This is a genomic window from Streptomyces sp. NPDC037126 (assembly GCF_055605965.1).
This window is the reverse complement of the sequence record NZ_JBVJTD010000002.1, coordinates 116,361-139,613: the sequence shown is the minus strand read 5'-3', so window position 1 is coordinate 139,613 and position 23,253 is coordinate 116,361. Positions and strand designations below refer to the sequence as shown.

At 68.2% G+C, this 23,253-nt stretch carries 15 protein-coding genes and 6 pseudogenes; 11 read left to right on the top strand and 10 right to left on the bottom strand.

Annotated elements, in window-relative coordinates:
• Positions 1-128: 128 nt before the first annotated feature.
• From ACZ7FF_RS05655 to ACZ7FF_RS05645, 3 genes are all read left to right on the top strand, one after another.
• Complete coding sequence (locus ACZ7FF_RS05655) at positions 129-473, top strand: helix-turn-helix transcriptional regulator (protein ID WP_470809777.1); 345 nt, start codon at positions 129-131, stop codon at positions 471-473.
• Between the two features lie 312 nt (positions 474-785).
• On the top strand, positions 786-1,883 hold the full coding sequence (locus tag ACZ7FF_RS05650) for a PP2C family protein-serine/threonine phosphatase (protein WP_470809776.1): 1,098 nt from the start codon (positions 786-788) through the stop codon (positions 1,881-1,883).
• Positions 1,884-2,824: 941 nt separating this feature from the next.
• Entirely contained in the window at positions 2,825-4,333 is a 1,509-nt protein-coding gene (locus ACZ7FF_RS05645; protein ID WP_470809775.1) for an MFS transporter, read from the top strand.
• A gap of 27 nt (positions 4,334-4,360) precedes the next feature.
• Here ACZ7FF_RS05645 and ACZ7FF_RS05640 read toward each other — a convergent pair whose 3' ends face one another.
• Both ACZ7FF_RS05640 and ACZ7FF_RS05635 read right to left on the bottom strand, forming a co-directional pair.
• Positions 4,361-5,896 carry a DUF1254 domain-containing protein gene (locus ACZ7FF_RS05640; RefSeq protein WP_470809774.1) on the bottom strand — a complete coding sequence of 512 codons (1,536 nt, stop codon included), beginning with the start codon at positions 5,894-5,896 and terminating at the stop codon, positions 4,361-4,363.
• A 504-nt stretch (positions 5,897-6,400) separates the two neighbouring features.
• Positions 6,401-6,586: a hypothetical protein gene (locus ACZ7FF_RS05635; RefSeq protein WP_470809773.1), complete on the bottom strand. Its 186-nt coding sequence runs from the start codon at positions 6,584-6,586 to the stop codon at positions 6,401-6,403.
• A gap of 1,147 nt (positions 6,587-7,733) precedes the next feature.
• Between ACZ7FF_RS05635 and ACZ7FF_RS05630 the strand changes: the two are divergent.
• The 4 genes and pseudogenes from ACZ7FF_RS05630 to ACZ7FF_RS05615 form a co-directional block, all read left to right on the top strand.
• A pseudogene (locus ACZ7FF_RS05630) lies at positions 7,734-8,162 on the top strand (GAF domain-containing protein); the annotation flags it as partial.
• A gap of 40 nt (positions 8,163-8,202) precedes the next feature.
• The gene (locus tag ACZ7FF_RS05625; RefSeq protein WP_470810615.1) at positions 8,203-8,496 is read left to right on the top strand and encodes a hypothetical protein; all 294 of its coding nucleotides are present in this window, start codon (positions 8,203-8,205) and stop codon (positions 8,494-8,496) included.
• A 129-nt stretch (positions 8,497-8,625) separates the two neighbouring features.
• A complete protein-coding gene (locus ACZ7FF_RS05620; RefSeq protein WP_470809772.1) occupies positions 8,626-9,075 on the top strand; it encodes a universal stress protein in 450 nt (149 codons plus the stop codon).
• A gap of 89 nt (positions 9,076-9,164) precedes the next feature.
• A pseudogene (locus ACZ7FF_RS05615) lies at positions 9,165-9,332 on the top strand (IS110 family transposase); the annotation flags it as partial.
• Here the strand turns inward: ACZ7FF_RS05615 and ACZ7FF_RS05610 are convergent.
• Together ACZ7FF_RS05610 and ftsH are read right to left on the bottom strand one after the other, a co-directional pair.
• Positions 9,317-9,987 (bottom strand): annotated as a pseudogene (locus ACZ7FF_RS05610) (GAF and ANTAR domain-containing protein); the annotation flags it as partial. The pseudogenes ACZ7FF_RS05615 and ACZ7FF_RS05610 overlap by 16 nt on opposite strands.
• 244 nt (positions 9,988-10,231) lie before the next feature.
• A complete protein-coding gene (gene ftsH / locus ACZ7FF_RS05605) occupies positions 10,232-12,250 on the bottom strand; it encodes an ATP-dependent zinc metalloprotease FtsH (RefSeq protein ID WP_470809770.1) in 2,019 nt (672 codons plus the stop codon).
• 361 nt (positions 12,251-12,611) lie between these two features.
• Here ftsH and ACZ7FF_RS05600 point away from each other — a divergent pair.
• Positions 12,612-13,459, top strand: a pseudogene (locus ACZ7FF_RS05600) (RNA polymerase sigma factor SigF).
• Between the two features lie 91 nt (positions 13,460-13,550).
• Here the strand turns inward: ACZ7FF_RS05600 and ACZ7FF_RS05595 are convergent.
• On the bottom strand, positions 13,551-13,997 hold the full coding sequence (locus ACZ7FF_RS05595; RefSeq protein ID WP_470809769.1) for an ATP-binding protein: 447 nt from the start codon (positions 13,995-13,997) through the stop codon (positions 13,551-13,553).
• A 676-nt stretch (positions 13,998-14,673) separates the two neighbouring features.
• Here ACZ7FF_RS05595 and ACZ7FF_RS05590 point away from each other — a divergent pair.
• Complete coding sequence (locus ACZ7FF_RS05590; protein ID WP_470809768.1) at positions 14,674-15,555, top strand: GNAT family N-acetyltransferase; 882 nt, start codon at positions 14,674-14,676, stop codon at positions 15,553-15,555.
• Positions 15,556-15,668: 113 nt separating this feature from the next.
• On the opposite strand, the pseudogene ACZ7FF_RS05585 reads toward ACZ7FF_RS05590, so the two are convergent.
• From ACZ7FF_RS05585 to ACZ7FF_RS05565, 5 genes and pseudogenes are all read right to left on the bottom strand, one after another.
• Positions 15,669-16,264, bottom strand: a pseudogene (locus tag ACZ7FF_RS05585) (IS5 family transposase); the annotation flags it as partial.
• 315 nt (positions 16,265-16,579) lie between these two features.
• Positions 16,580-17,047: a hypothetical protein gene (locus tag ACZ7FF_RS05580; RefSeq protein WP_470809767.1), complete on the bottom strand. Its 468-nt coding sequence runs from the start codon at positions 17,045-17,047 to the stop codon at positions 16,580-16,582.
• Between the two features lie 62 nt (positions 17,048-17,109).
• Positions 17,110-18,514, bottom strand: a pseudogene (locus tag ACZ7FF_RS05575) (NAD(P)/FAD-dependent oxidoreductase).
• The gene (locus tag ACZ7FF_RS05570) at positions 18,511-18,729 is read right to left on the bottom strand and encodes a ferredoxin (RefSeq protein WP_470809765.1); all 219 of its coding nucleotides are present in this window, start codon (positions 18,727-18,729) and stop codon (positions 18,511-18,513) included. Before ACZ7FF_RS05570 ends, ACZ7FF_RS05575 begins: the two are co-directional and overlap by 4 nt.
• A gap of 456 nt (positions 18,730-19,185) precedes the next feature.
• Complete coding sequence (locus ACZ7FF_RS05565; protein ID WP_470810573.1) at positions 19,186-20,508, bottom strand: PP2C family protein-serine/threonine phosphatase; 1,323 nt, start codon at positions 20,506-20,508, stop codon at positions 19,186-19,188.
• 304 nt (positions 20,509-20,812) lie between these two features.
• Between ACZ7FF_RS05565 and ACZ7FF_RS05560 the strand changes: the two genes are divergently transcribed.
• Entirely contained in the window at positions 20,813-21,841 is a 1,029-nt protein-coding gene (locus tag ACZ7FF_RS05560; RefSeq protein WP_470809764.1) for a 6-phosphofructokinase, read from the top strand.
• A 209-nt stretch (positions 21,842-22,050) separates the two neighbouring features.
• Positions 22,051-22,965 carry a class I fructose-bisphosphate aldolase gene (locus tag ACZ7FF_RS05555; RefSeq protein WP_470809762.1) on the top strand — a complete coding sequence of 305 codons (915 nt, stop codon included), beginning with the start codon at positions 22,051-22,053 and terminating at the stop codon, positions 22,963-22,965.
• Positions 22,966-23,253: the final 288 nt, after the last annotated feature.

The following is a 23,253-nucleotide window of genomic DNA, read 5'->3' as shown; positions in this document are numbered from 1 at the left end:
ACACTCTCGTACTGGCGTTTGGTCGCCGACGTAGCGGCGTCACCCCCCACCCATTTTCCTGTCGACTAATACATGAAAAGAAATGCGTCCTTTTGAATGCGTGAATCAGTAGCCGTATCGTGGGATGTATGGAGCGAGCGCCGGAGCCACACGCGGGCTGGACCTTCCTGACCAATCACTCCCGGGTGCTGGCCGCCGTCGCCGAAGACAGCACCACTCGCATCCGCGACATCGCCGTCCGCTGCCGGCTGACCGAGCGGGCCGTTCAGAAGATCATCGCCGACCTGGAAGAGGGCGGATATCTCACCCATGTCCGGGAAGGCCGTTCGAACGTCTACCACGTCGCCCCCGACACCGTCCTGCGCCATCCCGCGGATGCCCCAGCCACAGTTGCACAACTGCTGGCGATCCTGGACCGACACGAATCCGGGCAGCCCACGGCTGGCGGCCCCGAAGATCGCGGCTCGCTCTGACCAGGCGAACCTGGCGCACCACCTGCCGCTGCTACCAATCCTCCACACCTTTGGCCGTGACTCCGCGGGCGTCCGGGCCACACGGCCTCCTTGCTGCCGTGTCGCCACGCGGTTCGCCCGGCTTGCTCTCCCCGCTCGTGCGGGATGAGGCCAACGGCGCGTAGAGGCGAGATCAGGGCATCACGGCAGTGCCTTCACAGCCCGCCGCTGGAGCCGCGGGTGCCGACGAGGCACGCTTGGTGCATGAAGTCGGTGTTGCGCTCACTCCCGGTACCAGGAGCAGGCGGTCACAGCCGGGTCCTCTTCACCCTCATGCAGTGCCTGCCCTTTCTGATCGCGCTGGCCGTTCTGGTCATCGAGCTCACGCCTGCGCACTTCATCTATACCGGCCCCTTTCTCACCGCGGTCCCGGCGCTGGCGGCAGTGACGCTGGGGCCCAGGGGCACCACCGCTGCGGCCGTCCTGGCGCTGGCGATCAGTGTGACCACCGCGACCTACAACGGGGCATGGAGCACCCTGCAGGTCTACAGCAACTTCCTGGCTCTGGCCCTGGTCTCCGTGGCCGGTTTCATCACCAGCCGTGCCATGCAGGAGCGCAGGCAGCGGGAACTCGACCAGGTCCGCCGCATCGCTGTGGCGGCCCAGGAGGTCGTACTGCGGCCCGTGCCCGAGCGCCTCGGCCCACTGCGGGCCGGCAGCCTGTGCCTTGCGGCCGGGACCGGGGCGCGGGTGGGTGGGGATCTGTATGAGGCGGTGCGGACGCGGTACGGCGTCCGGATGATCGTCGGGGACGTCCGGGGCAAGGGGCTGACCGCGGTACGGGCCGTCGCGGTGGCACTGGGCGCGTTCCGGGAAGCCGTGCACTACGAGGACGACCTGGTGGAGGTCATGAACCGCTGCGCGGCCGCGCTGCGGCGGGAAGTCGCCGTGCCGGGCGCATATGGTCAGGAGGTTCTCCTGGAAGGCTTCACCACGGCGCTCATCGCGCAGGTGCCGGACGAGCCCGTGGTGCAGCTGGTCAACCGTGGACATCCCCCACCGCTGCTTCTGCACCGGGGCAAGACGACGCCACTGCTGCCGAGCGTACCGTCGCCGCCTCTCGGCCTCGAAGATCTCATCACCGACCTCCCCGAAAAGCCGGAGACCTATCCGTTCACACCCGGTGATCGCCTGCTGCTGTACACCGACGGTGTGATCGAGGCCCGCAACCGGGACAGCGAATTCTTCGCTCTTCCACGGGCCATGGAAGAGATGGGCACCGACCCCACCCCACGTGAATTCCTGGAGCAACTGCACCAGGCACTGACCCGTCACACCGGAGGCGGCTTGGCGGACGACGTGGCGATGATCCTGGCGGACCGGTTCGACGGCCTACCGGAGTCACCATCCCGCGGGGCAGACATGGAGTGACGGTCACTCTCAGCTGCGAAGCCTCTCTGGACGGCGTCTGGCAGTCCCAGTTGCCGGCGACCCGGGTGTTCACCGCGGCCGTCCAGAAGGTGTCGTCCCTCCCCGGGGCTTGGAGATGGCCTCGGCGCCGCCATCGTCCCACGGGGAGGGATGGAAGTATGCAAAGGCAGGACTGGATCGAACAGGGCGTGACGGTGCTCGGTGACGGCGCCTGTCTCCACTGCGGGTTGGCGGTGCCGGTTCCCGCCGGGCCGGGGCACATGCGACACCTCATCGAGGTTGACCAAGTGCCGGAACAAGGTGGCCACGTCCTGCGGCTCCATGCGTGGTCTGTGGCTGGATCATGCCGGGCTGTGTGGCGCATCCGGGCGTGCGAGGTGGGCCTGGCCCCCAGGCCGGGTGCGGACGCTGCCCCCGATGGAGTCGCGGGTGGTGCGCAGTATCAGGACGCCAGGATGCGTCCTGCAGCGGGACTGGCCACGCAGGCCAACGCCTTCGACAAGCTGCGCGAGATCCTCCTGGATGCGCGGCCACGGCCGAACTTGTACGGCGCGAGACCGGGCTTCGGCGCGTCCCGGTATACCCACGTGAGTGACGTGTTCAAGTACTCGGCGGTCTGCTTGGCGTTCATGAACTGCACGGGCGTCGAAAGTCCTTGGGGGAGTGATATCGAGGCTCAGGCCGCCGATGCGGCGAGGCCACCGCACTGGGCTCTCGAGCAGTCCGTTCGTCGGCGGGCGCGCAGCCGTTGTGTCCGTGATGAAGCAGGCGGTGAGCCTGGACGGTGTTCGACAGGGGTCGGCTGACCCGAATGCCGGACTTCCGCGCATGTTGTTCCGGGGGAGCCCGAGGGCACGTGGCGGGCCGGGTTAGCGTCGACCGGTAGGCGATGTGGGAGGGCGGGAGGTATCGCGGTGCCGACGGCCGGCCCACGCACGAACGTGACGACCCTGCCGATCATCCTCGGCCTCGCCCTTGCCTTCACGGTCACGGTGGTCGACCCCCTGGTGCTCAGCCTGAATCTGCCGCAGGTGAGCCGGGCCCTCCATGTGCCGCCGCAGGTGCTAGGGCTGCTGAGCGGAGCGGCGACGCTGGTCATGGCCGCCGCCGTCCTCGCCGCGGGCAGCCTCGGGGACATCTTCGGCCTCAAGCGGCTGCTGATGCTGGGGCTTGTCGTCGTCACGCTCGTCGACCTGCTCTCCATGCTGTCCCCCGGCTACGGCTTCCTGCTGGCGATGCGCCTCCTGGTCGGGTTGGGCATGACAGCACTGCTGGGAGTGCCGTTGGCCCTGATGAACGTGGCGGTACCGGCGGAGAGACGCCCCGCGGGCATCGGAATCCTGATGGCCGTAACGATGATCCTTTGCGGTGTGGTTCCCGCGTTCACGGGCTGGATGGTGGCGGCCGTCGGCTGGAGGTCCCTGTTCCTGGTGGGACCACTGCTGTGTCTGGTCTCACTCTGGCTGACGGCCCGGTACGTTCCTGAGTCACCTGTCCAGCACGGGCGTCGCCTCGACTTGGCCGGCGTGACCATGGTCGGGACTGGTCTGGTGACCCTCGTCGTCGGGCTCGCGGCGGCCCAGAACGGCGTCTCCCGGCCCGAGACCTGGGTATGGCTGCTGATCAGCGCGATCGCGATCGTGCTTTTCGTGCTCCACGAACGTCGCATTCCGGAACCGGCCCTCGAACTGGCGCTGTTCCGCAGCACACCGTTCGGCGTGGCCCTGGGGGCGACCCTTACGCTGAACTTCTTGGCTGCCGGACTCGGCATCGTTCTTGGGCAGTTCGGAAGCATCGTCCTGTCGTTGTCCCCCGAGACCATCGGCCTGCTGTACCTGCCCGGCACACTGCTGATCGCCGGTGCCGTCATCCTGGCCGGGCGCCTGGTGGGGAAGCACACCCCGCGGCCGGTGATGGTCAGCGGCCTACTGGTGATGGCGGCGAGCGGGTTGCTGATGGCGGGTACCGCGGGCCCCACGATGGCACTGTGGCTGCTCGTGCTTGCCACATGGCTGTGCAACCTCGGTTCGCTGGTCACCTCCACGTCGGTGTCCGAGACGGTTCTCTCTCAGGCGCCGTCCGGGCATTCCGGCACAGTGGCCTCCGTGCAGATGGCCTTCGCGATGACGGGCTCCGCGTTTGGGCCCACCGTCTACATTCTGCTTTTCGACTTCTTCTTCAAGCGGCGGTGGCTGGCGGACGCGAAGGTACGAGGTCTGTCGGTGAGGAGGGCCGAACAGGCCGTGGATGCCGTCCGGAGCGGAATGGTGCAGAACCCGGGTGGCAGTGGGTATGACCCGAACCTGCTCCGACAGGCGGCAGGCCTGAAACTCGGGCTGGATTTCGCCGGGGGACTGCGGCTCACCATGCTCGCGGTCAGCGTCCTGCCGCTCGTCGTGGCGGCGGCGGCCCTTGTGCTCATGCCTCGCAACAAGGAGCCCCGGGCGTAGGGCTCACGCAGGCCACGGCGAAAGCCGTCAGGCGATGCGTTTGATCGGCGGGCACTCCCATCGTGTGTCGATGACCTCCGGTCGTGGCAGGTACATGCGCAGTGCGGCGAACCAGATCCCCTGTGCCGGTGTGGGCAGCCAGTTGGGCTCCTGGGCAGACCCCGGGGAGTCAGGCTGCAAGTGGATGGTCAGGCGTCCCTCCGGATCCGTGACCAGCCCCGGGGTGCGGTCACCGATGGAGTATCGGTCGATCGGGTTGGCGACCAGGTTCCGGTCCTCGCCGTAGACGGTGAGGGACCAGAAAGCGTCGACCGGAGGGAGACTTGCCGGCTCGAAGCGCAGTTCGTAGCGACCGGTGGACAGCTTGGTGCCGTCAGCGTCGTGGAAGGCGGCCAGGTAGACCGCTTCTTCGGGATCGTTGGCGGCGACACCGACCAGGGACTGCTCGGCGGCCCGCCGCAGGAAGTCGTCCCCGAACCGCCCCATCTGCGGTGGTGGGTAGCGCCAGCCATTGACGACGTGGGCCCATTCGCCGCTGAGCAGCTGCTGTTCGAGCATGGGTACACCGGTGGCCGCCGCCCGGATCAGACTCTGCTTGACGGGCTCGGGCTGGGCCTCGACGTCGAGACCGGGGCCGATGCCGATCTCCGCGAACTGCTTGAGCAGGATCTCGTGGTGCGGCGGTGGCGGATTCTCGGCCAGCATCGCGTTCAACGTCTTCCAGGGCCCGAGACGGTCTTGCGCCGCGTCGATCGGTTCCAGCACGTCGTGCCGGGCCGGGGCCTGCGCTCCTGTGGTTCCGAACATGTGGAGCGGGACCAATCGGTACTGGTCCTGAAGGGCGTGGACGTTGGAGAGGTCGTGCTCGCCCTCGACGAGGGTCCGGCCGACGATGAGGATCCAGGGGCTGGGGGCGGCCGCCGTGCGACGCACCCCGTCGGGGAGGTCTCCGCTCCACCCCGGTCCGATGAGGGCGAAGTCACCCGCGTCGGGGCCGGTGGCGCGCCCGCCCACGTAGTCGTAGTTGTCGGAGGTGATGCCGACCAGTTCGAAGGTGAAGTACCGATTCGTCATGCCCGGGTGCGAGAGGATGACGGGTTCCTCGCTCAGGTCCACCCAGGCAAACGAGTACAGGGTGTCGTTATTGGGGCACAGGCCCTGCCGGTCGGAGGCGTCGAAGAGCTTCCGGGCGTGCCAGAAGTGGTTGACGGGGGCGTACGGCGTCGCGTCGGTGTCGGGCACCCGGGTTACCCACCGGTGGCGAAGACCGGCGTTGTAGATGTAAGGGAACCCGTAGACGAAGGCCTGCTCCCCGAGCGTGTACGCGTATTCCCGGCGCCAGTCGGTCACGTTGCCGGTCAGCACCGGCTTGATCGACTGCCACATCAAGGGCAACGCGTGCGATGTCCTGCGTGCGCGGCCGGCCGTTTCTCCCGGGTGGCGCACGGCGTCCGCCGTGGCCCTGCCTGTCGCCACAGCGGCTTTGCCGATCGTCGACGCCGCCTCCGTGACTTGATGGCGCAGTCGCTGTCCGGGACGGTTGTTCGTGGCTGCAGAGGTCATCACCGCGTTCCTTTCCAGCGCGGAGCCCCACGTGCTCGGGCCGCACGGCAGAGGACCGTCGGCAAGCGATCCCGGCTTCTCCTTGCGGGGCCGACGGCCTGCGTCGTACGCCGTGCCTCGTCGGCTGCCGGGCAGGGTGCTCCATACGACCAGGCCCACCAATTCGAGTAGATCACCCCACCCAGCAACCGGCAACCGAGCCCGTCCTCACGGTCCAGAGAACCCGGAGCAACGAGGAATGCCGGCGCTTGCGGAGGCGGGCGTGCACTACGACATCGGAAAGTGCGTCGTGCGCTTCGAGCCAGCTGTCGGCGGTCTCGGCCGGTGCGTCGAAGTCCTGGACGCGCAAGGGCTGTTGGACCTGGACCACGAGAGAACCTTGGCCTCCGGCAGGAGCTGGTGGGACACGTCGTATCCTGCAGACGGCGAGACGAGCCGGCGCAGGGACTCGTCGCGAACCCGGCCGTCGAAGACGCGCGTGCAGCGAGGCGTGCACGCGGCGGGCTACCCCCCTCCGTACAGCCGATCGAGGTCCACGAGCACCACTTGCCCTCGGGCTTCGGCGGCACGCAGGGTGGGGGCGAAGCCGGCGCCGCTGTAGCAGGCCGGCCGGGTATGCGAGACGTCCTCGCCGCGGTCGGCGAGGATGCCGAGGAGGCCACGAGGACGTTCAAGATGGTCCAGGTCCATGACCACGTCCCACCGGGCCAGGCTCGCACGCCGGCAGTGGGGATGGTTGGCGCGTGATCATGCCTCCGCAGGACGCGTAGGTTCCCGGTGGGGGTGACGCCACCGCAGACGGCAGGCCGTTTTGCCGGCGCCGTGTCGAAGGCAGGACATAGGGGCCCCGAACGGTCCAAGCGCTTCCGGCCGCCGAAGACCAGTCTTGGTTCTGTGACCGTGGACGGCACGACCGAACTCGACCTGGCGCAATGTCTGGCGCTGCTTGCCGTGTGTCACTACGGACGTGTGGTCTTCACCGATCGGGCACTGCCGGTCGTCGCCCACCAGCTCGACCAGGACGGCGTTGTCATCGGGCAGGCACTGACGAGCGTCCGGACCACCCGCGAGAAGGCGGTGTCGTCGTCTTCCAGGCGGACAGGGGGGACGCGAGGGGCGACGTCATCGAGAGCGTCACGGTCACGGGCTACACCCATCGCATCCACGACGCTCATGAGGTCGACCGTCCCGCCCGAACTGCCGTCGACGGGCACTGGCGCCCGAGTGCCGACGAAAAGGTCATGCGGATCGGACTCACGATCGTGGACGGCCGCCGCTACCTGCCTGCCGCCGGTTGACCTTGCGCCGCTGGAATCCGCTCCGCGTCGGGGCGATGGTGAGGGCCGCTTGCGAAGTCCGTGGAGCGCGAGTCATGCCTGCTCACGTGAGACAGCCCGGCGGACCGAACCCACCGGCCCGGTCTGCCTGCCTGCTCACGTGAGACAGCCCGGCGGACCGAACCCACCGGCCCGGTCCGCCGACGCACCGGTACCGGGGCACCTGTACTTCCCCGATCCTGCCCGCCTGGAGCTGGAGCAGGCGGTGGAGAACCTGCTGTCCACGGCCCGCAAGGTGCAGCGCACGCAGGGGAGGATTCGCGCGCTGCTGCGCGCGGTCATGCTGGTCACGGACGAGAGCGACTTGGCCTGTATGACCCTGTCCGACTGGCCGAGCTCATCACTCGGGACCACGACAGCCCAGGCCGCCCCGGTCAGGTCGCGCGCGGACACGGCCAGCTGCTGGAACACCTCGGCATCACCCCGGCCACTCCCCGGGACCGTTCAGTCCCGAGGACGAGGAGTTGGCGCAGGTACTGGCGTCGGCTGCTGGAACCGCCGTGGACCACGCGGTACTGCTGGAGCAGACCCGGCTGCGCGCGGCGTGGCAGCGCGCCCACACACAGGTCACTACCGCCATCCTCAGCGACTCCGACAGCAGCCACGCGCCGCAGGTCATCGCCGAGCAGGCCCTGCGGATCGCCGACGCCGACACCGCCGTCATCGCACTTCCCGACCGGTCGCCCGATTGCCTGGTGGTCCGTGCCGCCGCCGGCATCAACGCCAGGGGACTGCTCGGCCGGACACTGCCCGTGGCCGCCGCGTCCCTGACCACTAGCGCCTTCACGACCGGCCGACCCCAGATCACCGAGGACGCCCACAGCGATCTTCACACGCTGGCCGTCCGTCCGCCCGGAGCAACGGCTCTTGGGCCGGCTGTGGCCGTCCCGCTCACCGATCGCGACACACGCATCGGCACGCTGTCTGTCGCCCCGCGCCACGAGGCGCAGGCACTTCGGCGACGCGGAAGTGGAAATCCTGGCCCCCTTCGCCGCCCAGGCCGCACTCGCCCGCCGCCTGGCTGTGCACCGCTCGGACGACGAGCAGCTCAGACTCCTCTTGGACCGGGACCGCATCGGCGCCGACCTGCGCGACCGCACCATCCGCGATCTCTACGCCATCGGTCTCGACCTGCACCGCATAGCCGGATGCCTCGACTCCGACCTGCAGCAGCCGGTGTTCGACGTGGTCGGCCGTATCGACGATGTCATCAAGGACGTCACCACCACTGTCCTCGGCCTCCGGATCAACCGCGAACGGTGACGATGTGACCGGTGCGGGTCTGCGGAGCAGCGCTGACCGGAGCGTTTCAAGGTGCGGGCACAGCACTCCGGTCGTAGACCGGACGTATGGCGTGACCCGATGCGTACTGTCAACGGGCAGGGTGGAGCGATGAGCGATCAGACGTCATCGACGCCGCGTATCGTGGTCGGCGTCGATGGGTCCGGGCCGTCGAAGGCCGCTTTGCGGTGGGCGGCGCGGCAGGCCGGGTTGGTGGGTGGGGTGGTCGAAGCGGTGATCGCCTGGGAGTACCCGTCGTTCTACGGCTGGGGCCCCACAGGGTTCGACTTCGGTTTCAACGCCGGCGCTGTCCTCACTCAGGCGATCGACGAGACCCTCGGTCCTGACCGGACGGTCGAGGTCCGTTCGTCGACCGTGTGCGGGCATCCGGCCGCCGTGCTGCTGAATGCGGCCCGGGGAGCAGAGCTACTGGTTGTGGGGAGCCGGGGACACGGTGGATTCACCGAGGCGCTCCTGGGCTCGGTCGGGCAGCACCTCGTCCAGCACGCTGCCTGCCCAGTCGTCGTCATCCGTGGCCCCGCGGACACCCCGCGCGGATGAGACGTACCAGGGGACGGGGACGCTTGCCGCGTTCCGAGAGGTGGCGCGGGCCCCGCTCAGCCGGTGCCCCCAGTAGGGGCCCCTTACTGATCCCGAACACCGGCCCGCTCACCCTGCTGACCGGCTACCAGACCCCAGCCGCCCTGCGTCGACTCGGCACCAAGCGGCTAGCAACCTGGCTACGCAACCGCAGCGTTCGCAATGCCGACCAGTTCGCGGAGACGGCCTCCCGGGCCGCCATGCGCCAGCACACCAGCCGGGTCTGCTGCAACTTGATGTTGTTCTCCCGCGAGTAGCGGCGCAGCACGTCGAAGGCCTGCTCTGCGGTGAGGCGGTGTCCGCCCATGAGGATGCCCATGGCCTGGCCGAGCGTGTGGCGGGTGGCGACGGCCCGCTCCATACGCGCATGGGTGCGAGCACCGGAGAAGGCGACCGCGGCATGCGAGGCCAGCAGTCATCCGGCCATCTCGCTGACGTCGGAGAACGCGCCTGCGCGGCGGGAGTGGAAGTTCAGCGCGCCGAGTTCTTCGTCCCCGGTGAACAGCAGGAAACCCATCATGCTGCCCATCCCCAGGTCGCGGGCTCGGGGAGCGTAGGTGGGCCGGCGGGGCTCTTCCTGCGTGAGGTCAGCGATCCGGAACACCCGCTCGCCCTGCCGGCTCTGGGCAGCGTCGAAGCAAGGGCCCTCACCCAGCTGTTGTTGCAGCTGGTCGCTGTCGATGACCAGCTGGTCGATCGGGGCCAAGGTCTGCACCTCGCGTCCGTGAAGGATCGGGATGCCAGCCGCGTCGCAGCCTTCCACCAGCTCGGACGCTGACGGCGTGATGCTCTGCAGGGTGTCCTCGACCGACGACTGCGCCAGTAGCGTCCGCGCCATGACGCCATCTGCTGCGAGAACTCACGCCAACCCATCAGGTGCTCCGTCTCGTCCAGCACACCTTCCTTCTGCCCACCCTCGCATGCGCCGTGCACGCTGCGCCCGGTAGGCGCGGATCCGCGTCGATCGCGACCGGGACCGCGCCTGTCGTTGCGTTGTCCGCAGTGCGACTGGGCCCCCGGCGTCGCAGGTCACCACACGGCCTCGCACGAGTCCGGACTCTGGTGCCCATCCGGCTCTTTGCCCCCTGTGCCTCGGTGACCGCCATGCTGCTGACGATCACCGCGGCGACGTACGAATCCCTCGCTCCGTCCGCCGAGGGGGCGATGACGTGTTCACTCCGTGATCATCGCCCCAACCGCCGGATTCTTGGCGGAGGACGTCGAGGACGACGGAGCCGTCGACGGTCTCCTGCGTGACCAGTTTTCCGGCCAGGTGCTCCAGGGCGGCCCGGTGGCCGCGCAACAATGCGATCGCGCGTTGTTCCGCTTGGCGCAGCAGGCGGACAACCTCCTCATCGACGATGCGCTGGGTCTGCTGCGAGTACGCCGGCAGACCGGGCTCGTCGGTGCTCTCACCGAGGAAGTGCGGGCGGGTCGGGGCGTAGCCGATCGGGCCGAGTTCGGACGAGAGGCCGAACTCGCGGACCATGCGCGTGGCGATCTGGGTCGCTCCGGCCAGGTCGTTGGCGGCTCCCGTCGATCCCTCGCCGAAGACCACGAGCTCGGCCGCCCGCCCGCCCAGACGCACCGCAAGGAGGTCGGTCAGGTAACTCTCGCTGTACAAGTGCCTTTCCGCCTCAGGGAGTTGCTCGGTGACGCCGAGGGTGACGCCGGCAGGCAGGATGGTGACCTTCGCCACCGGGTCGGCGTGCGCGCACAGTGCCGCGACCAGGGCGTGGCCCGATTCGTGGACGGCGACCGACCGGCGCTCCTCGGGCAGTAGCGCGTTGGAAGATTCCCGACGTCCCAGCAACACGCGATCGCGGGCGGCGTCCAGGTCGTGCCGCTCGATCCGGGTGCGATCGTCGCGTACGGCGTTGATGGCGCCCTCGTTGACCAGGTTGGCGAGATCCGCGCCCGAGAAGCCGGGTGTGGCGCGCGCAACGGCATCCAGGTCCACGCCCGGAGCCAGCGTCTTGTCACGGGCGTGGACGGCGAGGATCGCGGCCCGCTCGGCCTGGTTGGGAAGCGGCACGGTGACCTGCCGGTCGAAGCGCCCGGGGCGCAGAAGGGCCGGGTCGAGGGCATCAGGCCGGTTGGTGGCGGCGAGGACGACGATGCCGCTGGACTGGTCGAAGCCGTCCATCTCGGACAGGAGCTGATTCAGGGTCTGCTCGCGCTCGTCGTTGCCCCCCAGCCGCGCCCCGCCGTCGCGGCGCGACCCGAGCGCGTCGATCTCGTCGATGAACACGATCGACGGGGAGCGCCTGCGGGCCTGGTCGAACAGGTCGCGCACCCGGGAGGCGCCGACGCCGACGAACATCTCCACGAATGCGGAGCCTGTCACCGACAGGAACGGCACATCCGCCTCGCCGGCGACGGCCCGCGCGAAGAGCGTCTTGCCGGTACCGGGCGGCCCGACCATGATCACGCCCCGGGGCCCCTTGGCTCCCGCGGCGGTGTACCTGGCGGGATGGCGAAGGAAGTCCACGACCTCGCTGATCTCCTGTTTGACCCCGTCATAGCCGGCGATGTCGCCGAAGCCGGTGGTCGGCCGCTCCGCCTCGATGATCTTCGCGCGTGAGCGTCCGATGGAACCCAGGCCGCCCGTCACCGACCCTGCGGCCCGGCGTCCCATCCACAGCAGGAAGCCGATCAGCACCAGGAACGGCAGGAACGAGAACAGTATGGACAGACCGGGCGAACCGCCGCCGCCGCTCTGGCTGGCTTTGATCTGTACGTGGTGAGAAGTCAGCTGATGCTGGAGCTGGACCCCGGAGCCCAGTGCGGTAGGGATCTGGGTGGTGAACTTCGTGCCGTCATTCAGGGTGCCGCTGACCCCGCCTTTGTCGTTGATGTCGACCATCTGCACCTGGCTGGCGCCCACCTTGCTGACGAAGTCGCTGTAGGGGAGTGAACTCGTGTGCGGACCGGTCGGGGCGCGGGAGAGCAGGATGACGATGGCGAGCGTCGTCAGGATCCACCAGAAGATCCACCGCCCGCCGAACGGCCGTGGTTGCCGGGACGGAGGAGTGGGCGGTTCGCGCGGTGGCCCGGGCTTGGCGGGCGGCGTCAGGTGCCGGTGCGGCATTCGCACTCGTGTGATCACCGATCCCACGCCTTCCAGTGTCGCCATGAACCCCGTCCATCAGACTCAACCCGATCGTTCTTGGGCGGCAGGGGTCGAACGGCCCTGATGGGGGCCGTCCGGTCAAGGGCTGCCCAGGCTTGCGGCAGGCCACCGGGTGCCGACCGACAGGTGCGCACTTCGCCGTGCTCTCAGCGCGGCCGTCCATCTGGTTGGTCACAGCCCTCCACCACCGGCTTCTCGGTGGTCCGGTCGTCGGCTTGGCTCTTCGTGCCATCGGCTCGGCGCCGGTGCCCCCAGTTCGTATGGATGAAGGTAGAGAGACGCAGGATGAAGGGGTATCCGCGCGTCGGCGTCGGCCCCTCCCGGCCGGCGACGAGGGCTGACTCGGCCATTGGAGGGACACGTCATGGCGCTCATGAGTGCGACAGCAACGGACCCGCAGACGCCTGACCTGCCAGAGGTTGCCGATCCCTCCCAGGTGGCGCCGAAGGATGCCCGTGAGCTGTCCAAGGTCTTCTTCGACCGGCTGACGGCCCTGGAGGAGGGCACGCCCGCCTACAGCTACGCGCGCGGAACACGCTGATCGAGATGAACATGTCTCTGGTCCGTTTCGCGGCCGGCCGTTTCCGCAGCCGGGGGCCGGAGGAGATGGAGGACATCGTCCAGGTCGGCATGATCGGCCTGATCAAGGCGATCGACCGCTTCGAGCTGTCCCGCGAGGTCGAGTTCACCTCCTTCGCCGTGCCCTACGTCGTCGGCGAGATCAAGCGGTTCTTCCGTGACACGACCTGGGCCGTGCACGTGCCGCGCCGTCTGCAGGAGGCCCGCGTGCAGCTCGCCAAGGCGACCGAGGAACTCCGCAGCCGCCTCGGCCGCACCCCGACGGTCAAGGAGCTGTCGGAGCTGATGAGCCTGCCCGAGGGCGAGGTCCGTGAGGCCCAGCTCGCCTCCAACGGCTACAACTCCTCCTCCCTGGACGCCACGATCGGAGGCAGCGAGGACGGCGAGGCCGCGCTACAGGATTTCATCGGAACGCAGGACACCGCCCTGGAACTCGTGGAGGACTTCCACGCCCTGGCGCAGTTGATCACCGAACTCGACGACCGGGACCGGCAGATCATCCACACGCGGTTCGTCGAGGAACTCACCCAGGCCCAGATCGGCGAGCGCCTGGGCGTCTCCCAGATGCACGTCTCCCGGCTCTTGTCGCGCTGCCTGGCCCGGCTGCGGGAAGGCATGCTCACCAGTCACTGACAGGGCGTCCTCAAAGCGGTGAACAGCCGCTCGCAGTACCCCCGGTGGCTCTCAGGGGTGCTGTGGGATGCGCTGTCGAGACAGGCGGCTTCTAGCCGGCGGGATGGTGCAGGTGGAGGTGAGCGACGATCTGTTTGCCAGTGTCCAGAGCGATGGTGTGCAGGTCGTCGCAGAGCTGATCGACCAGGTGCAGTCCGTGTCCGCCGACGCGGCGGACGTCGTGTGCGGGCCGTCCAGGAAAGTGAGGGGAGCTGTCCCTCACGCTGATGCGCAGTAGGGCGGCGTCCGGAGTCACTTCCAGCACGAGGCCGCCCGGGCCGGGAGCGTGTCGCGACGCATTGGTGACCAGCTCACTGACTATGAGCTGAGCGTCTTGGCTTGACCGGTGGTGAGGTTCGTGACCGGCCTGGGCCAGTAGCGAGCGTACGGCCGCTCGGGCCCCAGCGATCGACACATCTGCCGTATCCCAGGCAGTGGTGTACCGCCACGCCGCAGGCTCCTGTCCATCCGATGTCCGATCCTTCAGCGGAGTGACCATGAACCTCTTCCTGTGGGTCGTTCCTTGTCGTCTCATCGCAGACTGTCGTTATCGCGTATCGCTTACCCGCTGTCGCCGGGCTCATCGGGCGCCCACTGGCCCCAGCTGATCGGCGCGGGGTCGCCGCACATCGTCGACACCGGCAGCCTGGGCTCCAGTGACCAGGATTCGCGAATCCCGGTGGCGTGTCCCACACCGAGATCGTCGTCATCACCAAAGCTACCGACGGCCGCGGGGCACCTGCGCAAACGCGGCATCCGCTGCACCACCCCGGACAAGGCCGACTAGGCCCTCCACCGGAAGCAGCGCGGCTCGCTCGGCGGCCGTCCGCCGAAGTTCGACAAGATGGACTATCGGGTCGGCACGCTGTCGAGTGCGGCATCAATCGCCTCAAGCGCCACCGGGCCGTGCTCACCAGGTACGACAAGCCGACGGTCCTCTACGAGGCAACCATGCTGGTCGCGGTCATCAACGAGTGGCTGTGACCGCACGTTCGCACCCGGTCTCTTTCGTTAACCCTTTGCCGAGGAGCCGATGGGACAGCTAAGTTCTCCCAGCCGTCCGATGTTGTTCGGGACCGGCCCTGTCGACGAGGAGGTGTGGAGCACATGCGCAAGAGTGCCCAGCAGTTGAGTCCGCGTACTGACCTCTGCCACTTCCTCACGAGGGAGACGTCTTGTCGTCTCGCATCACCCCACTGACCGACCCCGTTCACGGCCCGAACAGCCGGCGTCTAGCATGGCTGGCCTCCGACGCTGATTCCATTCCCATCGGAACCGCCTTTCTACGCCTGTTCAACAGTCCCGGACAGGAGCACCTGGCCGAACTGACCCTCGGTGTCCATCCCTCGGAACGACGCCGGCACGTCGGCTCGCAGCTCCTCAACGCCGCCGTGGCCGCTGCCCGGGCCGATGCCCGACGCTGCGTCATCGCGCAGGCCGAGGCCGGATCGCCCGGCGACCACTTCCTGCCGGCGCACGGTTTCAGGAAGGTCCTCGCCCTGCGGTTCTCCCGCTTGCCACTGACCGATGTGGACACCACGGCCCTCGCCGAGATCATCGAGCGTCCGCATCCCGGCTACCGGCTGATGTCATGGTGCGGAACCGTGCCCGACGGCCTCGCCGAGACGTTCGCCGCCTCGCGTCGCGCCATGGACGACATGCCCATGGACGACACCGACTACGGCACGGTGACCTGGGACGTGGACCGTGTCCGGGCCGCGGCGAAGGCTGTCGAACAGCGTGGCGACCACCTGCACACCGTCGTTGCCGTCGACGCCTACGACGGCTCGATCGCCGGGTTCACCGAGTTGGTCGTCCCCGGCAACGGCAGAGGCGACGGCCAGCACTACGGTACCGCCGTGTTGCCCGAGCACCGTGGACACGGCCTCGGCCGATGGATGAAGGCCGAGTCGATTCGACACGCCCATGGGTGCTATCCAGACCTCGGTGATCTCCTGACGGACGTCGCCGACAGCAACGCGCCTATGAGACAAATAAACGACAGGCTCGGCTACATGCCCACGCACACGACACACCAGTACCAACTCGACCTTTAGCGTCGGACGGACGGGCCGGACCTGGACATCACATCGCACGGCCCGTCCATGCTTTCGATACACGACCTAAAGCCAATGCCGTTGCCTTACGGGCCAGCGGCTTACTGATGGTTTCAGAATGAGGATCGTAGGCGCCTCAAGCAGATGATGCTGCAGGCGAGTTGGAGCAGTACGAGGTGGAGGTCGGCGCGTACCTCGTAGCGGATGCGGAGCCGTTTAAATCGGTGGAGCCAGGCGAAGGTCCGCTCGACGACCCACCGTGTCTTGCCCAGTCCGGATCCGTGCGGGGTGCCGCGGCGGGCGATCGCCGGCGTGATGCCGCGGGCTCGGAGCAGTCGACGGTACGAGTCGTCGTCGTAGCCGCGGTCGGCGAACAGTCGACGGGGCCGGTGACGTGGCCGTCCACGGACCCCGCGATGCGGGGTATCGCGTCCAGCAGAGACATGAGCTGAGTGACATCGTGACGATTTCCGCTGGTCAGCGAAGCGGCCAAGGGAGTGCCGTGCCGATCGACGATCACATGGTGGTTGCTGCCGGGCCGGGCCCGGTCGACCGGCGAAGGGCCGGTGTCAGCCCCCCCCTTCAAGGCCCGGACGTGCGAGCCGTCGATCGCAACATCGTCCATGTCGAGCAAGCCCGCGGCCCGCAGTTCTGCCAGGAGCACCTCGTGCAACTGCGGCCAGACGCCGGCCTCGGTCCAGTCGCGCACCGCCGAGCGGCGGACCGCATCGAGACCGCCCTGGCGGCGGTGAACGCCTCCCGGGCGGCCGCAGCCCGGTTGACGGACCCGGCGTCCAGCCCCGAGCTCCGGGGGCGACGCGCCCTTCCCGAGGAACGCATCGCCATCGCCGAGCAGGAGAGCCGCCGGATGCTGGCCCGTATGGCGGCGTCACTCGTCGTAGGACGGCCGTCAGCGCAAGGGCGGCCTCGGGGCCGAAGTCCAACGAGTCCAGGGCCGTTTCTATCCACTGGTGGAAGCGTGGCTCGTCCTCCAGTGGCACGCCTAGAACTTTGCAGATCACCGTCACCGGCAGGGGATAGGCGAACTCATCGACGACATCATGCGGTTCTTGCCTCTCATGTTGTCCAGGAGGCCGTCCACGATTCGCCGAATCTCGGGCTCCAGGTCGGCGATCAGGTGAGGTGAAGGAGGCGATCCGACGAAATGGGGCATCATCATCCGGCGATCCCGATCGTGCTCGGGCGGATCGCAGGTGATGGTGTTCGGCTCGGTCAGTGCCTCCCTGATCGGCTCGGCCACTGGCTCCGCCGAGCCCCTTGACTGGGCCGCGACCGGGACGGGGCATTTTCTTGGATCGGAACTGACCCGGGGGTCGTGGAGCAGCGCGACGATCTCCTGGTAGGTGCTGACGACATAGGTGCCGTCCGGCTGCCGCGCCACCGGTGTCTTGCGCAGTTCCTCGTAGAACGGGTACGGATTGGCACGGTTGGCGTAGCGGAGGGCCTGCTGCCAGGGGGTTTCCTCGACCACGAGGCTCCCCTCCTTCTTACTGTCGTTGCTGTCCGCCTACACGGCTTGACCGGGATGGCTCGTCAGTGACGCCGAGCCCGGAATTCGGCCGTCCGCTCGCCCGGGTCGTGGCCGGTCAGGACGACGTCGGGTGCCGCCCCAGGGGCGCCGCGTTCCGGGAAGTCGGCCGGCGTCGGCTTCATGTCGGGCGGCTGGTCCCAGCCCGGTGGCGGAGGCGGGAACGGGCCGGATCGCTCGATCAGCTTTCCGTAGTACTCCAGCCACTTGCCGTGATCGAAGGTGACGGCGGCGACGATGCGGCCCCGGCGGCCGTAGGCGGCCGCGAAGCGGCGCTCCGCGATAGATCCTTGCGTGAAGACGATCTCGTCACCGAAAGGCGGCACGCCGACTGACTTGATATTGACGCCGAACTGACCGGACCAGAAGCCGGGAAGCAGCAGATGCGGGCGATAGTGGGGTTCGAGGTTCACCATATTGTGCGCCGCGACCTCGGCGCCGAAAACAGCGTTGTCCCAGTGCTCCATCGCGAGGAACTGGTACTCGTACAGCACATGCGGTGCACGCGCCACGTCCCCTGCCACGTAGATGCTGTCGGTGACCACGCCGTTGATGTCGAAGGCACGACCGCCGGCGTCGCACCCCACACCCCAGAAACCGGTCGCCAGCCCGGAGCCCTCCAGCCATTCCACGTTGCGGATCGACCCCAGCGAGGCCACCACCACGTCGGCGTCGACGGTGGTGCCGTCCGAGAGCTGAGCCCGCCGCACGTGTCCGCCCAGGTCGCCCTCCAGTGACGAGACGCCCAGCCCGCAGCGCAGGTCCACGCCGTGATCGCGTTGCATCTGCGCGGCGATCTCCCCGATCACCCCGCCGAGGGCGCCGACCAGCGGCGCCGAACCCCGCTCGACGACGGTCACGGGGATGTCGAGTTCGCGGCAGACAGAGGCCACTTCCGAGCCGATGAACCCGGCGCCGATGACCAGGACCCGCGACGGCGGCTCGGCCAGCGCCTTTTGCAGCCGTGCGGCATCATCACGCGAGCGGATGGTGTGGACCCCGTGCAGGGCGGCCTCGGCCGGGTTCGGCCACTGTCGCGCGCGGGTGCCCGTGGCGATCAGCAGCCGGTCGTACGGAACCTGCTCACCGTCGGCCAGGCGCACCTGCTTGGTGGACCGGTCCAGCCCGGTGGCGGCCACCCCGAGCCGCCAGTCCGCATCCACTTCCCGCATGCGGGGCAGCTTCGTGTGGTCGGCCGGCACCCAGCCCTTGAGTACCTGCTTGGACAGCGGGGGGGCGGTCGTAGGGCTCGTACGGCTCGTCCCCGATGATGGTCAGAGAACCGGTAAAGCCCTCCTCGCGCAGTGCTTCCGCGGCTCGCAACCCGGCCATCGATGCACCCACGATGACGATCCGGCCACTGGCTCTGAACTCGCGCACCAGCGCGGCGACCGTTGGTGGCAAGGTCATGACGTCGTGCTTCCCTCCGCGCCGTCCAAGCGGTCGATCATGATCGCCTGCACGGGGCATGCCGCAGCGGCTCGTTCGACCTGCAGACGCCGCTCGTCATCGGGGTTCGGCTCATAGGTGAGCGCCTCCTGACCACTCAGCCTGAAGACCTCGTGCGCCAGATACACGCACTGTGCGTACCCCTGACATCGATTCAGGTCCACGAGGATGCGCATGGGCGGACTCCTTCCGCTCTGCCTTCCGCCCCGCCGACCCTGGAGAACTGCCTGCGGCTATGGAGCGGTTCTCAAGCCTCCTGCACCTCGCCACCTCCGCGGGACACGTAATGGCTGTGAGCGTCACACCCAGCATCCGGGGGCGCGGTTTCAAGGCTTGGTGTCGGCCGTTGGGCCCTAAAAGAATGTTCGTCCGGCCTCACGACGATCGCAAACCCGCTGCTGCGGAGCACAGGCTGCCGACTGCCTGTCCCCTGGGAAGCGCCACGAACAGTCTCTCGTCGCGGACGCTCGGTGTCGTGATCGGTCGGGTTGTCGGCTCCCCGCCGGCTCGGCTCGACGGCCCGGCACTGGAGCGGGGGATCCCGGACCAACCGGCCTGCCCCGGCACGGCGTTCTCCGCCCGCAAGAGGGCGGATGGCCCGAAGACCTCTCCTCCAGGCTGTGCGGCGATGGTCAGACGTGCGGGGCGCGAAGGGCGAGTATCGCCATGTCGTCATGACCGTCGCTGGGATGTTCGTCGATCAGCCTACGGACGAGATCGGCAAGGGACAGGTCGGCGTGGGCGGCGGCGATGACGGTGAGGCGCCGCAGGCCCACATCGAGCGATTGCTCCCGATGTTCGACGAGCCCGTCAGTGAAGAGGACCACCGTGGCGCCCGGGGGCAGGGGGTGCGTGTGGTTGTGCCGTGGTTGGGCGCTGTCGATCCCGAGGGGCAGGTCGGGATCGGCGGACAGGTAGCACGCCTGGCGATCGGAGGTGATCACCAGAGGCGGAGGGTGGCCCGCCGTGCTCCAGCACAGCGTCCAGCCGGCCGACCGCGTCCGTTCGATCCGGGCCAGGCATGCGGTGGTCACGGGACTCTCGGTGATCGCCTGGAGAGCGCGGTCGAGGTGAGTGAGGATGGCGCTGGGCGAGGCGCGGCGGTCGTACAGCAGTGCCCGCAGCATGTTGCGGGTCTGAGCCATGGCGGCGGCTGCCTGCAGGTCGTGTCCGACCACATCGCCGATGACCGCGGCGCAGGCCCGGTCGGGTACCAGCAGGGCGTCGTACCAGTCCCCGCCCACGTGGTCCGGAGTGGTGGCGGCACGGTAGGCGGCAGCGGCGTCGAAGGGCGACAGGTGGTCGGGCAGGCGCGGCAGGAGGAGGCGCTGGAACCGTTCGGCGTCGCGCCGCGCCTGCTCGTACAGGCGGGCGTCGTCGATGGCCAGGGCCGCAGCGCCGGCAAGTGCGACGATCAGGCCCTCGTCCCGGCCGTCGAAGGGGCGTCCGTCGCGCCGCTCGGACAGATACAGATCCCCGTAGATCTTCCCGCGGATGGTGATCGGAGCGCCCAGCAGGGTGCGCATGGGCGGATGACCGGGCGGAAAGCCTGCCGAGCCGGGGTGAGTGGATATGCCGTCGACACGCAGCGGTACGGGATGGGTGATCAGATGCCCGAGCAGACCGCGCCCCCTGGGGAGCTCCACCCCGGCCAGGCCGGCCCGCTCGCGCTCCGACAGGCCCACCGGCAGAAAGAGCGTGAGGCTCTCGCCTTTCTCGTCCAGCACGCCGAGCGCACCGTAGCGGGCACCGACCAGTTCCATCGCGGTGGAGACGATCAATTCCAGGACAACGGGCAGTTCCACCTCTCGGCTCAGGACCGCCTCATATAGGTCGTGCAACTCGTCCTGGGCTCGGGCCAGCGCCCTGAGCTGCTCGGCGATCCGCTCCAGCTCGGTACCCAAGCGCAGTCTGGGCGCGGACAGCGGCGTGGGTTGTTGACTGTGCTCGCTCATCATGGCCGCCCGACGGTGCAGTGCGCTCACCCGACCATTCTCCCCCAAAGCGTCATGTGGCACTCGAGCGCCATCGCCCCAACTTCCATTGAGCGCTGCCGACAGGGCTCCGCGTTTTCGGGAGCCGACGAGAGGGGAGCACACAGTGCGCTCCGTCCCGGGTGGGGTCAAGCTGGAGACAGATCTCCATACAGGCACCGGCTCACTCAGGACCGGGCCGGTGGCGCCCGAGGTCGGCGAACGTGATCACGCCGCCGTTCTGCGGCTTGCGTGATCACGACGGGTGAAGGCAAGGAGGGCAGTCATGCGGGTGGGAGTATTGACCGGTGGCGGCGACTGCCCCGGTCTCAATGCGGTGATCCGCAGCGTCGTACGCAAAGGCGCGCAGGAGTACGCCTGGCAGTTCGTCGGGATGGTCGACGGGTGGGCCGGTGCCGTCAAGGACGTGACCATGCCTCTGGACGTCCCGGCCGTGCGCGGAATCCTTCCGCTGGGCGGCACGATTCTCGGCTCCTCTCGCACCAACCCCCTCCGGCTCGAGGACGGCATCGACCGCATCAACAGCACTCTCGCCGCACACACGATCGATGCTCTCGTGGTCATCGGCGGCGAGGACACGCTCAGTGTCGCGACCGCACTGTCCGATGCCGGGGTCAACCTGGTGGGCGTGCCCAAGACCATCGACAACGACGTGGGCGGCACCGACTACACCTTCGGTTTCGACACCGCCGTCGGCATCGCGACCGAGGCCATCGACCGCTTGCACACCACCGCGGAGTCCCACAGGCGCACGCTTGTCGTCGAAGTGATGGGACGCCACTCCGGGTGGATCGCTCTGCACGCCGGCGTAGCCGGGGGTGCGAGCGCGATCCTCATACCGGAAGTGGAGTTCGATCTCGACCAGGTGTGTGCCTGGGTGGAGAAACGCTTCGAGATCAACTACGCGCCGATCGTCGTCGTCGCGGAGGGAGCCGTTCCCAAGGCCGGACAGATGGTGGTCAAGGACGAGTCCCGCGACGAGTTCGGGCACGTACGCCTGTCCGGGATCGGCGACTGGCTGGCCCGGCAGGTGGAGCACCGCACCGGGAAGGAGGCCCGCACGACGGTTCTCGGGCACGTCCAGCGGGGCGGCACGCCGAGCGCGTACGACCGGTGGCTCGCCACCCGCTTCGGTCTGCACGCCGTGGACGCGGTCAAGGACGGCGACTTCGGCATGATGACGGCTTTGCGCGGCACGGACATCACGCGTATCCCGCTCGCCGAGGCCACAAAGGCGACCAAGCGGGTCCCCCAGGAGCTCTACACGGAGTTCGACGTGTTCTTCGGTACCTGACGGTCGCTGAGCCGCCCCGCACCAGGTCGAGTGCCGGCCCAGGATGAGAACCCTCAGCTGTACGGCAGCCGGGCCCCACGGCAAGGTCGGTCCTCGTGAGCTCGAGCGGTTCCTCCGGTCTATGACGGGATCCGGGCGCGCCGTTCGGTCCCGTGCACGGGACCGAACGGCCCTGCCGGTTGATTCACCCAGAATGCCAATCTTGTGGCATGAAGAGGCAACCAGGTAAAGGCATCAATGGCGCCGGGCTTGGCACGGGGAAGAAGACCCGCCTCAACCGGATCCTTCACCAGCACGGCCTGCGCAACGGTACTGCGATCTTCCTGCCGTACGACCATGGACTGGAACACGGTCCGCGGGACTTCTTCGACAATCCCGTCGTGAGTGACCCGGCGTACATCATTCGGCTGGCGCTGGAGGGAGGGTTCAACGGGATCGCCGTCCAGATCGGGCTGGCTGAGAAGTTCTACTGGGACTACGCCGGCGAGGTTCCCCTGATCCTCAAGTTGAACGGGAAGACCGACATCCCCGCCGACGTCGAGGCCCTGTCCCCGCTGCACGCCTCCGTCGCCGATGCGGTCCGCCTCGGAGCGGATGCCGTGGGATACACGCTGTACGTCGGCAGCCCCGCACAGGAGACGGACTTCCGGCAGCTTCGCCAGGTCCGGGAGGACGCTCAGCGATTCGGCATGCCGCTGATCGTGTGGGCATACCCACGCGGCGCGGCGATCGAGGAGAAGGGCGGCAGGGATTCCTTCTACGCCGTCGACTATGCCGCGCGAACCGCCAGTGAACTCGGTGCTGACATGGTCAAGGTGAACTTCCCCCATCCGGAGAAGGTGACCGGAGTCAAGGACGCTTATCAGCGCGAATTCTCCCCCCAGCAGGCCATCGACGCGGTGGTGCGGTCGGCGAACCGCACCCTGGTGCTGGTTTCCGGCGGGGAGAAAGCGGGCGACGAGGCCATGCTGGAGAAGGCACGACAATCGATGGAGGCCGGCGCGACCGGGCTGATCTTCGGCCGTAACGTCTGGCAGCGTGAGCACGACGAATCGCTCCGGTTCGTGGGTCGGCTCCAGGAGATACTCGCCAAGTACCCTCGATCGGGCGCATCCAGTGCCTGAACCACGGGAACAGGACGCGCTGCGGTCGGCATGCATCCGGTCGGCGGGCGCTTCTGCCGACCCCGGACCGACGAATCATCACATGCCTGTCCAGTCGATCGGAACAGTCGTCGCACGTCGAAGCAGAGGCAGAATGCTCCGGCGGTGAAGAACGGCAACAACTCCCATGCCGTGCCCGGTTGAGTGCCCCGCAGGTGTGGGACCGTTGCGATCACCGCGACAGCCGTTCTCAGTCACTGGGAACACCGGGCCCAAACCGCAGGAGGAAGACCACGGCGATCAAGTGAG